The organism is Bacillus capparidis (assembly GCF_017832095.1).
Taxonomy (GTDB): domain Bacteria; phylum Bacillota; class Bacilli; order Bacillales; family Bacillaceae; genus Bacillus; species Bacillus gobiensis.
Window position 1 is genome coordinate 138918 of the sequence record NZ_JAFDST010000007.1, and the last position, 13275, is coordinate 152192.

Consider the following 13275-nt stretch of genomic DNA (forward strand, 5'->3'; position numbering starts at 1 on the left):
TCCTAGTCACTGCTTACGGAAACGGATGCGGATATGGATTAAGCTCTTCAATAGTCAGCGGTTGTTTTGCATATCCAAGCTCCCATGGTACTCTAAGCACCCTCTCCAGCCCAGTTACGCGGGTAAGATGATGTCCGAATGTCATCGGCAGCATCCCCGGAATCAGTACTTTCACGCAATGCAGTCCGTTTCGTATCGTTTCTGATGTCGTTTGATTCACAACAATGACATCGAGGTTCAATCGACGAAATTTTTGAAATACGTCTTGAAGATCAGCGGTCAGGTCTGTATGCTTCCCCTTCCAATTGAATTCCTCCTCAAACGTTCGCACAGGACGATTATCGTCCAGCAAAAACTGCAACCGCTCCTCTGCTTGCGGCAATCCGTACAGCATGCCATGATCATCCATCTTCCGCACTAGAGATGAATCTTGCAGCATGCTGACATACTCCTCCTGGTTTGACTCAAGTTTCTCGTCAAGCGTAAGCATCATGCCAGCCAATTCATGTATGGCACTTTTCACTGCACGTACTGGGTCTAAGTGAGCTCCGGCGGCACAAATAATATTCAATCCTTTTTCTTTCCTGTTTTTTGCCATCACCCAAACGCTTGGAATTCCGTTTTCCATCGTCGAGTTAAACAAATACAGATCATATCCCGCCACCGCCCGAACACGGTCGACCATCAAATGTAACTCTTCATCGTTTGCAGAATAAAGGTCAATACGCGGGAGCGGCAACTGGGCGTACCAGGTCAACAGGAATGAATCACGTTCCACAATTTCCAAGACACCGTGGAAAATAGCCTCCTCCAAACTTCCGCCTAGCGCACAACCGTTGGAAGTTTCATAGACAAAACCGTGTCCGCATCCCAAACTGTAATAGGCGAGCAGCTCTGGAACTAGAATTGGACGTTCTTGCAATAACGAATATCCCCACACCCAATTTATCGGACGATTAGGAGTGAACGGTTTGAACGGAAAATCATGCTGCGCATACTGCTCCTTTGTATGGATCCCTACTTTGACTGGGTTAAGAGCTTGATCTTTCAGGTTACTGAAACTATCATGGACAACTGTCCGTTTGCCGCGGGCCGCTAGACCGCAGGATCTCTCCAAACCTTCCAAAATGGCAGTCACTTCGCTTACAGCATACGTATGAGTTCTGCCCGCTACTCCTTCGTCACCATTAAACAAAGGCAGATTGACACTGACATCTGCAAATGGCGGGATGAGGTCATACATTTTATCATTCAAAAATCCCGTTCGGTGATCAAGATAGTCTTTAACAAGTACTTCTTTCAGGTCATCCATCGAGCGGCAGCGATAACTGTCTGTGCTGATTTTTAAACTTGGCTGCAGAGAAATGCGAGCCAAATCCGGTGAATCGTCGGGTAATCCGCCGCAAACTGTACACAACGGGTCGGGAATAAAGGAATGCCGTGAACTTTTCAGTGTTTTCATGTTAATTAAAAATACCTGTTCCTCCAAATTGGCCGAGATCCCTTGCAACACCTTATCTGCTTCAGATTCGAGTAAATAAGCCAACTGTAAAAGTCCCAAACGCGATCCCCAGACGTCACGCTCAACTCTATCTTGCTCCTCCAGCCTTTGCTGCAGCTCCCACATCTCTTTACGGTCGCGTCCTGCCATAAGGCGCCGCGTGTCCGCACATTGAGAGCACCCCTGCTTATCCTGTCGCACCAGCGGTCCAACGACACCTTCGCCAAAAGAAACGAAGCTTCGAAGCCAAGGAATTCCGGTTGGACGTATTACTTCTTCCGCCTTAAGATGAACGGAAGGAATCCAGGCATCGTGCACCACTAGAACCAAATTAGCCGCCTCGGGTATTCCTGCCTCGAAATCGGGCTGACGGACTACCTCGTATTTACTTGAAAGATCCTTACATACGCGATCCGCCAATACTCCTTCTCCAACAACAGCCACAATAGCACTCACCGGGATTCCTCCTCTCGTATCAACACTCCAAATACTTCTAGTTCCTCTTGCATAAATGGTTCAACGGCTAGATCAAAGATTAATAGGCGCTTTTGGTTCTGTTTTAAGACCTTCATGGCGGACTGTAAAACCTCAGCTTTTGTTATCTCTTCGCTTTCGTGAATGACAAGGCTTTGGGGTACCTTCTCACCAAGAAGGACAGGTGAAACCTTCAATGGCTCCCACGTAGTGTGTTCTGTTTTGTTTTGTGCATTCAATAGCGCTTGTTGTAACGATTTCTGCAACGCCATAGTTATATTCAAACCGATATTTGCATACCAGCTGTTGTTCGTACCGACCCATACCACAGGAAAACCAAACACTTTCTCTCCTAAAGCAATGATCGGTTCACCCTGCATCGTGGTCAGTGCCTGCAAATAAAAGCGGCATCGTTCATCTTCAACAGCAGTTAACCGCACCTGCAAGACATCGGTTTCCCGACCGGCTTGCACCTTACTCAGTTTCTCGGCCAAACACTTTTCCAGCCCTCGGCAAACACCTTCTGAAAACGTTTCTCCTGCTCCGACACCTATAAATTCTCGTTGACCTGCCATGCTTCCCATTACATCCTGATGTGGCGGTAAAGTCGGAATGAGCAAACCGGCCATTCGCGACACATACGATTCAATTCCTGCTAAACCCGCTTCTCTCCTTGCCTTCTCATGTGTCAGATCTGAACAGACTATATTTGGCAGCAGCTCAGCTGGTCCCTCCGACATTGGGTCTACCGCCTGAACTTGGCATTGGGCTAACGGCAGCTGAATTATATCCCCCTCCTCCCAAATATGAAAAATCCCTGATTCGGCAGATGTCAACTGACTAAAGTAAAGAAACAGTCTGCTTGGCTCACCTTTACTCGAGGTCTGTTCGAGCCGCCGATCAAAATCTTGAACCCATTGGGCTGCCGCATGTCCAGTTACCAGTGGATGAGGTGAAAATGAATGCCAGTTTCCTTCCAATGTATCCAGATCAAGCAGGAAAAATTGATTCCTCTGTTCCGAGTCTTCCACTTCGGTATGCTTTTTAAATAGTTCAAAGACGATGACATTGGCCAGCATCGCACTCGCTGTATTAGAATACTGCTGGTTTTTGGCCATCACCGATTTGTGCAGGCGTCTCCACGCAGACTCCCAGCAACCCTCTGAATCAGGATGGACAAGCGGCCCTGCCATACCTGCCTGCTGAAAACATACGGCGGGGAGAAACAGCTTCTTCTCTTTTCGGCAATACGAATGAATACCCCGCAGCTCCTCTATATCACCCTCCTGTGATACATACAAAATCGAATGAAACGGCTGTAAAATTTCTGCCCAAGAACTCTCCCTCTCCTTATGCAGTGTAACTTCCTCTATGGATGCCCCGGGGTCTGTTTGACGTGCATGTTCCGTAAGTTCCGTTATCCGGTCTCTATTAGTTGGTATCGAGTCTGTGATCAATACATGAAACTTAGACAATCCGGATTCAAGTAACGCAGAAACCAAAGAAATAAAAAAAGAACCGGAACCAACTGCCAGCACTTTTGCTTGTCGATAGGCTTGAAAACGGTACGCACCCGAATCGCCAAAGCTGTTCAAAAATTCAATTTGAGATGCATGCTTTTTTAATTCCTCTTCTGTCAATTGATGAGGGCGGTCTTTACTTACATCTCGAACATATCCGTTTCGATACAGCACTTCCGCTATTTCGTACACCCGATCCCGGTATAGTCCCGGCAATCCGTCTGTTAAATCCCCCAGCGTATACTCTCCGTTAAACATAGGTATCAGCTTTTCTACCCACTGATCAATCATGCTTCCTTCCATACGGAAAGAACTGACGTTGTTCCGAAAATACACACCGCTTTTTGGATCAGGGAGAAAAAAAGTATCTCTTCTTACTTTCAGACGCATAGATGGGGTTAAAATTGTCATTTCGCTCCTCCTTAACCGTAAGCTGTACTCATATCTGCATCATTACTTTCAATTTCATCCTATGTAAAGCAATTTGTCTCTTATGTCTATTCCTCAAGAGAAAAGCCCCTGCAACAAATTCTGCAAGGGGCAGGTACTTCTCCTAAGACAACCTATACTTTCGTAAGAAAAATAGAATGTATTAACCTCCGCAGCGGCCACCGCCGCCACAATTGCCTCCGCATCGTCCCCCGCAATTGCCTCCACAATTACCTCCGCAGCGGCCTCCGCATCTAAAGCAGTTAAAACATCGGAAGCAATTAAAACAGTTAAAGCAAACAAAGCAGCTAAAGCAACTAAAACAACTGAAGCATCTAAAGCAGCTGGCACCGCCGAATTGTCGAGCCTGATCAATGTAATACTGGTTTTGATCCCAAGGAACTGCCTCATTTGCTTGAAATTCTCCAACATTTAACGATTGAAGTTCATTTTGAAAATTGTTCACTTTCATAACCTCCATAATAAAATTTGGCAAAATGATGCGCACATCAAAAAGGGGAAATCATAAACAGGGAGATCAATTAACACTTTAGGATACTTACCCAAACAAAATATGAAATACAGTTGGGTATTGTTACTGATTCAAACACCTAATTTATCTTTAAAAAGTTTTAAAGGGTTAAGACTACCAGCCTCTATGTGAAGCTTCCAATCAGATAGAGTAGAGTCTCCATAGGTATACAATCGTCGTTTTTTTCATAAAAAAAGAGGACTTCTCGTTTTTTAGTCCATACGAGAAGTCCTCTTACTTTTTCTATTACTATACTAATTATCCAAGATACGCTTTTAGCATCCAAATATGTTTATCTATATTTGCTTTTAATCCGATAAACAAATCCTCTGTAACATCGTCGCCTTCATCACCGGCGACGGTAATCGCTTGGATCAGTTCATTACGGATGGCTTCATAGTTCTCTACTAATTCTTGTACAAATTCACCGCTTTGCCGATCTACGTTTGTTGACTCGACTAAGCTTGTATTTGCAAGATATTCACTTAGTGTTGAGAACGGTTTGCCGCCGATAGACAGAAGCCGTTCAGCTAATTCGTCAAAAGCTTCGGCTGCTTCATTGTAAAGCTCTTCAAATTTCTCATGTAATGTGAAAAAATGCGGTCCTTTGACATACCAGTGAAATTGATGCAATTTTGTATATAACACATTGTAGTTAGCGATTTGATGATTTAGGATTTCTTTAACACTTAAAGTAACAGTAGTTTCCATGAAAATCTCTCCCTTTTATAAAGTAATTAGCTCTAGATTTTTTATTTCTTTTGAGACAGCATTCACAAGACCTTCGATGAATACGGGATCTGCATTTGGCATCTTAGGCCGGTAATAGTGAACATCCAGCTCGTCTGTGACTGCTTTGCATTCAATATCGTTATCATATAAAACTTCAAGGTGCTCGGCTACAAATCCGACTGGACAATAGATGAAAGACTCGTATCCCTTTTCTTCATACAGGGTTCTCGTCAAATCCTGTACATCCGGGCCTATCCAAGGCTCCCCTGTTTGTCCGGCGCTTTGCCAGCCGATCGCGTAATTTTTCACATTCGCCAAATACGAAATCCTCTTCGCTGTTTCTTTCAGCTGATCTGGGTACGGGTCACCATTTTGCAATATTTTTTCTGGTAAACTGTGGGCAGAAAAAATAACGACCGATTTTGTTTCGTCTTTAATAGACGACATCGTCTCTTTAATTTTCTCTGCCCAATACGAAATAAATTTAGGTTCGTCATACCATGAATCAATCGTATGGATTTCTGGTCCGTTAATTTTTTCAGACATGCTTTTTGCCCGTTCATTATATGCTTTGACACTAAAAATCGAATAGTGTGGTGCAAGAATAATGCTAATCGCTTTTTCGATCCCGTCATTTTTCATTTGTTGAACAGCATCCTCAATGAAAGGAGCTGTATGTTTAAGTCCTAAGTACAAAACAAATTGAGTATCAGGGAACGTTTGATTTAGCCGGGATTCCAATTGTTCCCCTTGCTCTTTCGTAATTTTTGCAAGTGGGCTAATTCCGCCAATTGCTTTGTATCGATCCTTCAGGTCTTCCAGTAATTCATCTGAAGGCTTTCTGCCATGACGTATGTGCGTGTAGTAGGATTCCACCTGATCGAGGCTTTCAGGTGTGCCATAAGCCATCACGAGCAGCCCGATTTTCTTGCTTCCCATGTCATTCACTCCAATTTCGCAGCATTTGTTTAGTTATTAAAAATTATATTTTTTAATCATAATTATTAGTTTATAATTATTATAATTTAATATTTTCGATGTGTCAATCAGAAATCCCCAGATTAGCAGATGCCGCTATCCTGGGGACTTATTTTACCTCTTCTAAATGCATCGGGTGATCTAGCTCATACAACTTTCGGTAATGCTCGGATTCGTGCAAGAGCTCTTGATGCGATCCACGCATTTTTATCCTTCCTTCTTCGAAAAACACGATTTCATCCATGTTCTCCATACCGACTAAATGGTGTGTAACCCAAATCAATGTTTTGCCTTCAAGCGTCCGAAAAATGGTAGACAATAGATCATGCTCAGTTATCGGATCAAGCCCTACCGTCGGCTCATCCAGCATGACAACTGGTGTGTCCTGAAGCAAAACGCGGGCCAGAGCAATCCGCTGCCGCTCTCCACCTGAAAATCGTTGACCCGTTTCGTGCACGGAGGTATTGTAGCCGTCAGGCAAGGAACGAATGTAATCATGGAGCTTGACCTTTTTCATGACTTCGATGATTTCTTCTTCTGACGCATGTTCGTTCGCCAGCAATAAATTATTGGCTACACTCGTGTAAAAAAGGTACGGATTTTGATTCAGCACTGAAATGAGCTTCGGCGTATCATTTGTAATCGCAGAGGCTTCAAACCCGTTAATCGATACTGTGCCATTTGTTGGACTTAGCACCCCCTGCAAAAGTTTAAGCAGCGTTGATTTTCCGGCACCGCTTTTTCCGATGATCGCGATTTTCTTTCCCTGTTTTGCGGAAAACGTAACATCTTTTAAAGCTTCCATCGTATCGCCTTCGTAACTGAAATGCAGCCCGTTCATGTTAATCGTGATATCAGATAAAGATGCAGTGTATGCTTCTTGTTTATTCACACCAGAAACTGATTCTGCACATTCGTTTTCAAGCTGTGTGACCCGATTTAAGGATTCCTCGTACCGCGGATATTTTTCTACCGCATTTGAAACAGGCAGCAAGGCTTCTGACAAAGGAAATACGACAAGCACGAAGGCTGCAATAAATACGCCCGCCAATTGATCGTTCGAAACCAATGATGCTGCAAAACAAATCATGCTTACGATCATAGCCGCAATCACTAGCTGGCCAACAAATTCACGGTAGTACGTCCAAGTTTTCGTACGCCTACCCATTTGGTCAAGCCTCTGTTCCATTTGATAATATCGGTCAAAAAAATTCTTTTTCTGTCCGCTCATCAGCCAGTCGCTAATCCCAAGAAAGCCGTCTGTGACATACTGGTACACATCGTTCTTTTGTTTTTTGTAGGCTTGATGTACAGCTTTCATATGGAACAAAGAAAATAACGGCATAGCAACGACTAACAGAAACAGATACATGGCCATCAAGAGAGCGAACGGAATGCTGAAGAAGCCGAGCCCGATCACCGTGAGAATATAGAGCAATAAGGTTGAAGCAGTCGGAAGCACCGTTCGTAAAAACAAATCCTGCAATCCTTCAATGTCTTCAGCTAAAACGCCGAGTATTTCTCCCGTTTTATAGCGCAGGCTTGCCCCCACTTTTGGTTCCACCAGGTGATAAAGACGAGTTCTCATTTTCGCAAGCACACGGAGAATAAAATCATGGCTAACCAACCGCTCCGAGTAGCGAAAGACGGACCGTCCCAAACCAAATGCACGAACGAGGACAATTGGTACGTAAACTAGCAAAATAGTCTCCGGCTGTAAGGAGGCTTTAGAAATCAAATATCCAGATGTAAACATTAATGCACCGGCAGATCCCACCGTCAACATACTAAGCAGCAAGATGGACAGCATGCGGTATTTATATTGTTTCACGTATGGCACGATCCAGTCTCGCTGTCTCATGATGCATCCCCCATTTGCACTCTCAGCAAGCGATAGTAAGCTCCTTGTCGATGAAGCAGTTCGTAATGTGTTCCTGTTTCCACAATTCTTCCCTTATCCATGACAACAATCACGTCCATGTCCTTCATCCAATGCAAGCGGTGAGAAGCGAAGAACATCAATTTATTTTCCGCTAAACGCAGCAGCACATCTTTTAATTCATATTCTGTTTCAATGTCGAGCTGGGCAGTCGGTTCATCAAGCAGCAATAACGGACGATTGCTCAGAAATGCCCGTGCCAGCGCAACACGCTGAGCCTGGCCACCGCTCAAGACTCTACCTCCATCACCGATGAGTTCATCTTCTTTGTTCGGAAATTTATTGACAATTCCTGTTAATCCAGCTAGTTCAATTGCACTTAAGACTTGTTCATCAGTCGCGTTCGGACAGTAAAACCGAATGTTTTCTTTAATCGTCCCTTGAAAAATAAACGGATGCTGCGGGATATATGCCGTTTGCTGCTGCCAATCCTGACAAGCAAGCTTCACCTCTTTTTCATTCACACATATCTGTCCTTTATTAGCTGAAAGAAACCCGCTAAGAACATCGACAAATGTCGATTTCCCGGCACCGCTCGCTCCGACAATCCCAACCTTTTTGTTTCCTTTTATCGCCAAAGAAATATCTTTTAAAGCAGGTTCATCATGACCTTCATGACAAACTGCCACACATTTTAATTCCAAAGAGCTATCCGCCTTCCATTCCGGCGCCGCCCCAGCTCGTGATACAGTTTCTGCTTGTTTGATCACTTTTAAAATCGCGTCTCCTGCTTCCTTCCCATCCAGCGTAGCGTGATAGTCGTTTCCCACCTCGCGAATCGGCAGAAAATACTCCGGCGCTAATAAAAGCACAAGCAAAGCAGGTTCTAACAATAAAGTTCCATCAACGAGGCGCAACCCTAGTGTTACTGCTACAATCGCAACGGACAGCATCGTAAAAAAATCTAAAGCAAAAGTCGAAAGAAACGCAATTCGCAGCGTTCCCATCGTCGATTTACGGTATCTGCCGCTCACTTTTTCGATCGTCTCCGCATGTCCGCGGCTTCTGCCGAGAAATTTCAAGGTTTCTAATCCGCGTAAGGAATCGACAAAATGATTGGATAGCACCCGGTATGAATCCCACCTATCGTCAATTTTCTTTTTCGCGGCCAAGCCCAGCAAGATCATAAAAATAATAAGAATCGGCATTGTAACAAGTAAAATAAGACCAGATAACGAATCATTCATCCAAACGTAAGCAAGAAGAATCCAAGGCGTAATACCGATCGCTGCCATTTTCGGAATGAAGAGCTCTAGATAATTTCGCAGCTTGGATAATCCTTCGATTAAAAAGGTCACTAAATTTCCCGTGCCTTCTTTTTTGGTAAACCTTGGGCCGAGAGCAAAAATGCTTTCCAGCAAATCCGTCCGCAGTTGCTCCACAGTCCTTTCTCCAAATCTGAGACACACCTTCTTTACAGCGAATGCAAAAAACTGCCTGGCAAGAAAGGCGACTATAAAGCCGCAGATTGAAGGTACCTTTGATCCTAATGATTCTCCGTGAAACAATGAGGTAATGACATCAGACAGCCATTTCGCTTGAAGGATAATGGCCGCGGTTTGAAGCAAAATGAGTCCTGACACAACGGCAAGGACAATCTTTATTCCTTGGTAGGCCATTAAATTTCTTCCCATCAGTACTCCATATGCTCCCTATGATCAACGCGTTTACGAAATACATAGTAGCTCCATATTTGATATCCCAGAACAAACGGCAATAAACCGAGGCCTAAATAGGTCATTACCTGTAAAGAGTATGGTCCTGAAGCGGCATTCTGAATCGTTAAATGATACGTATCACTGATAGTGCTGATCATCACCCTCGGGAATAGTCCAATGAACACTGAGCTCGTAAGCAGGATTAAAATCATTCCGGACATGAAAAATGCCCAGCCGTCTCTTTTTATCGTTATGAACCATCCGGAAAGCAAATAGACGAGGATTCCCAGTACAAACAAGTATTCTAATATCATTCCGTGTGCATCAAACACGTCAGTTGTAAAGAAAGTCGCAGCCAAAAAGACAACCAGCAAAAGCGCGTTGATCGGCAGCAACCTCTTTGCCGCTTTTCGGCAGCGAGTACGAAGCAAATCAACCGTACGAAGTGTGGCAAAGAGCAGACCATGCCATAAGCAAAGCATCGTTAAGGTAATGCCGCCAAGAACAGTATAGACATTTACGATGTCAGTTAGCCCCGCGTGAATTTGCATATTTTTATCAATCGGAACCCCTCTGACCAGCGCTGAGAACACGATTCCGAAAACAAGCGGAGGGATCAGACTTCCGAAGAAAATAATCCAATCCCATACACTTCTCCACACCGGATTCTCCGCTTTTCCTCTAAATTCAAATGCTACACCTCTGCCAATCAAGGCTAGCAGTAAAATGACGAAAGGAAGATAAAATCCGCTTAATAGTGTAGCGTACCAGTTCGGAAACGCGGCGAACATCGCTCCTACCGCGGTAATCAGCCACACTTCATTCGCATCCCAAAACGGACCGATAGTATTGATGAATACTCTACGTTCCGCATCGCTTTTCGCTACAATTTTCCCCGACATACCAACTCCAAAGTCAAAACCTTCGAGAAAAATAAAGCCGACAAACATAAAGGAAACAATGATGAACCAAAACTCATTAAGAGAAAGCATGTTGACCCTCCTTCGTAAATGGATCTTTATTCTCTTCTTTTTCCTCCGCTTCATGATACGGTCCTTTTTTAATTTCACGAACAAACAAAGTGACCATGACACCTAAAAGAATCAAATAGAACGCGGAGAATGTGATCAGTGAAAACAAAACCTGTCCGGCGGTTACATTTGCAGAAACGGCATCCTCCGTTTGCATATAACCAAAGACGACCCAAGGCTGACGGCCGATTTCTGTCATAATCCAGCCTGCCGAATTTCCGATAAACGGAAAGGAGATTGCCGCGATCATAATTCGCAAAAACCACTTGCTCGTTTCTAATTTTTTGCGAACCATTAAGTAAGCGCCGCAAATACTTAAGAAAGCAAGTACTCCTCCAAGACCTGCCATGATCCGAAAACTCCAGAACACCGTTTTGACAGGCGGGATATAATCCCCGTTGCCATACATTTTTACATACCTCTCTTGCAGCTCGTTCATCCCTGTCACCGATCCGGAAAAGTCTCCGTAAGAAAGGTAGCTCAACAAATACGGAATTTTAAATTCTGCAGTATTTTCTTTTTTATCGACATTGATGTTTGCTGTAACCGTCCAAGCACCCGGATCTTCGCTGTTTTCCCACAGGCCTTCACTGGCAGCCATTTTCATCGGCTGGGTTTCGACTAAATACTGCGCCTGTTCGTGTCCCGAAAGCGCTACGCCTAAAGCCGAGATCAAACCGACTGTAATGGCAATTTGAAACGACTTTTTATAAAATTCGATATGTTTTTTTCTAAGAAGCATGATCGCACTTACGCCGGTAATAAAGAACGCTCCTGTCACAAAAGAGCCGAATACTGTATGAGGGAACTCCACCCATAGCTGGCCGTTTGTCAAAATCGCAAAGAAATCATTCATTTCCAAGCGCCCGTTTTGAAGCACCATACCAACAGGATGCTGCATAAACGAGTTGGCGGCCAAAATGAAGAATGCAGAGAAAATCGTTCCTAAAGAGACGAGCCAAATGCATAAACAATGCACCCACTTCGGCAGCCGGTCCCAGCCGAAAATCCACAATCCTAAAAACGTGGACTCCATAAAGAAAGCAAGCAATGCCTCAATCGCAAGCGGAGCGCCAAACACATCTCCTACGAACCGGGAATACTCTGACCAGTTCATTCCAAATTGAAACTCCTGCAGAATCCCTGTGACGACACCGACAGCAAAGTTAATTAAAAACAAATGCCCCCAAAACTTTGCCTGTCTCTTATATTGTTCATCCCTTTTCACAACGTACATCGTTTCCATTATTGAGATGATAAACGCAAGCCCTATTGAAAGCGGCACAAATAGAAAGTGAAAAAGTGTGGTAGACGCGAATTGAATACGAGAAAGCTCGATTACATCCATTTTTACAGCCTTCTTTCTACAGATTAATATATAATGAAAAAGTTTGCTCAGTATTGAACAAACTTTTGATTTTGTCTTTATTATATACGACTTTTTTCCTGTTTCAATTGCTCAGTATTGAACATTCTATGACGTAAGTTTGGCGAAATTGTTAACGGATGATTTAGATTGTGACATTTTTAATCTATCAGATATACGAAATAGGTATGATTAGTAAGTTAGAACGTTTGTAACTAATTTGAAAAATGGTAAATCTCATTAAAATAGTCTAACATTAAACAATCCCATAAAATCTTAATATTTAATTACATAAAAAAGACACTCCTAAATATCAAAGTGTCTGTCCGTTATCGATCGTAAATTTTTGACCTGTAATCGATTCTTGGGTTAATTGGAAAAGAACTGCCTCTGCAATATCATCCGGCATGGATACTCTATTTAGCGGCAAATCACCGGCGAGTTGATACATTTTTTCGCGATTATCAGCCCACCATCTCGTATCGACTGCGCCAGGCGCGATACAATTTACTCTAATACTTGGTGCTAATGCAACTGCCAGCGATTTAGTCATCGTGTGAATCGCTGATTTTGTAGCGGCATATGGGATAGATGAACCAATGCCTGTAACGCCTGCAACACTTCCCATATTGACGATAGCACCGGATTTATGCTCCTTCATATAAGGAACGACAGCTTTAACACAATGAAACATTCCTTTTACGTTTACATTGAAGAGTGTATCCCACACTTGATCCGAAGCTGAATGTAAGTCTTCTATTGGTATTTGAGCAGTTATACTCGCATTGTTTACTAAACAATCAACTGTCCCAAATGTGTTGACAGTCCGGGATACCATCTGTTCCACTTCTTTTTCTATCGATACATTTGCTTTTACAGCGAGTGCGGTGCCTCCTCGTTTTGTAACCTCGTCGACTGCTTCCTCTGCCTCTTTTTCTGAGCGACTGTAATTGATGACCACTTTCGCTCCCTCTTCTGCTGCTTTTAACGCTGTTGCTTTTCCAATTCCAGTTCCGCCGCCTGTTATAATCACTACTTTATCTTTTAACTTCATTTGATCTCCTCCTCGCTTAATTTTACCTGCTTGTCGCATAAGAGGTATAATACTGAATAAT

General features: G+C 43.5%; 10 protein-coding genes. All 10 read right to left on the minus strand.

The window, feature by feature from the left end; translation table 11 throughout:
* Positions 1-13 precede the first annotated feature (13 nt).
* On the minus strand, positions 14-1957 hold the full coding sequence (locus JOC74_RS21220) for a TOMM precursor leader peptide-binding protein (RefSeq protein WP_053602024.1): 1944 nt from the start codon (positions 1955-1957) through the stop codon (positions 14-16).
* Positions 1954-3906, minus strand: a complete 1953-nt coding sequence (locus JOC74_RS21225; RefSeq protein ID WP_211086316.1) for a putative thiazole-containing bacteriocin maturation protein — start codon at positions 3904-3906, stop codon at positions 1954-1956. Before JOC74_RS21225 ends, JOC74_RS21220 begins: the two co-directional genes overlap by 4 nt.
* Positions 3907-4087: 181 nt before the next feature.
* A complete protein-coding gene (locus JOC74_RS21230; protein ID WP_312883856.1) occupies positions 4088-4405 on the minus strand; it encodes a heterocycloanthracin/sonorensin family bacteriocin in 318 nt (105 codons plus the stop codon).
* A gap of 309 nt (positions 4406-4714) precedes the next feature.
* On the minus strand, positions 4715-5167 hold the full coding sequence (locus JOC74_RS21235; RefSeq protein WP_053602021.1) for a Dps family protein: 453 nt from the start codon (positions 5165-5167) through the stop codon (positions 4715-4717).
* A gap of 15 nt (positions 5168-5182) precedes the next feature.
* Entirely contained in the window at positions 5183-6127 is a 945-nt protein-coding gene (gene hemH, locus JOC74_RS21240; protein ID WP_053602020.1) for a ferrochelatase, read from the minus strand.
* Between the two features lie 148 nt (positions 6128-6275).
* Positions 6276-8027, minus strand: coding sequence for a thiol reductant ABC exporter subunit CydC (cydC, locus tag JOC74_RS21245; RefSeq protein ID WP_225970311.1), 1752 nt, complete (start codon positions 8025-8027; stop codon positions 6276-6278).
* On the minus strand, positions 8024-9739 hold the full coding sequence (gene cydD, locus JOC74_RS21250) for a thiol reductant ABC exporter subunit CydD (protein WP_053602018.1): 1716 nt from the start codon (positions 9737-9739) through the stop codon (positions 8024-8026). The genes cydC and cydD overlap by 4 nt, the downstream gene beginning before the upstream one ends.
* The gene (cydB, locus tag JOC74_RS21255) at positions 9739-10755 is read right to left on the minus strand and encodes a cytochrome d ubiquinol oxidase subunit II (protein ID WP_053602017.1); all 1017 of its coding nucleotides are present in this window, start codon (positions 10753-10755) and stop codon (positions 9739-9741) included. The genes cydD and cydB overlap by 1 nt, the downstream gene beginning before the upstream one ends.
* Positions 10742-12142 carry a cytochrome ubiquinol oxidase subunit I gene (locus JOC74_RS21260; RefSeq protein WP_053602016.1) on the minus strand — a complete coding sequence of 467 codons (1401 nt, stop codon included), beginning with the start codon at positions 12140-12142 and terminating at the stop codon, positions 10742-10744. The genes cydB and JOC74_RS21260 overlap by 14 nt, the downstream gene beginning before the upstream one ends.
* Positions 12143-12473: 331 nt before the next feature.
* Positions 12474-13214, minus strand: coding sequence for an SDR family NAD(P)-dependent oxidoreductase (locus JOC74_RS21265; RefSeq protein WP_053602015.1), 741 nt, complete (start codon positions 13212-13214; stop codon positions 12474-12476).
* Positions 13215-13275: the final 61 nt, after the last annotated feature.

What these genes read in the sequence shown, in the direction of transcription:
- JOC74_RS21265 (WP_053602015.1), bottom strand. Translation starts at nt 13,214, where the DNA reads ATGAAGTTAAAAGATAAAGTAGTGATTATAACAGGCGGCGGAACTGGA.
- JOC74_RS21235 (WP_053602021.1), bottom strand. Translation starts at nt 5,167, where the DNA reads ATGGAAACTACTGTTACTTTAAGTGTTAAAGAAATCCTAAATCATCAA.
- JOC74_RS21260 (WP_053602016.1), bottom strand. Translation starts at nt 12,142, where the DNA reads ATGGATGTAATCGAGCTTTCTCGTATTCAATTCGCGTCTACCACACTT.
- cydD (WP_053602018.1), bottom strand. Translation starts at nt 9,739, where the DNA reads ATGGGAAGAAATTTAATGGCCTACCAAGGAATAAAGATTGTCCTTGCC.
- cydC (WP_225970311.1), bottom strand. Translation starts at nt 8,027, where the DNA reads ATGAGACAGCGAGACTGGATCGTGCCATACGTGAAACAATATAAATAC.
- hemH (WP_053602020.1), bottom strand. Translation starts at nt 6,127, where the DNA reads ATGGGAAGCAAGAAAATCGGGCTGCTCGTGATGGCTTATGGCACACCT.
- JOC74_RS21230 (WP_312883856.1), bottom strand. Translation starts at nt 4,405, where the DNA reads ATGGAGGTTATGAAAGTGAACAATTTTCAAAATGAACTTCAATCGTTA.
- JOC74_RS21225 (WP_211086316.1), bottom strand. Translation starts at nt 3,906, where the DNA reads ATGACAATTTTAACCCCATCTATGCGTCTGAAAGTAAGAAGAGATACT.
- cydB (WP_053602017.1), bottom strand. Translation starts at nt 10,755, where the DNA reads ATGCTTTCTCTTAATGAGTTTTGGTTCATCATTGTTTCCTTTATGTTT.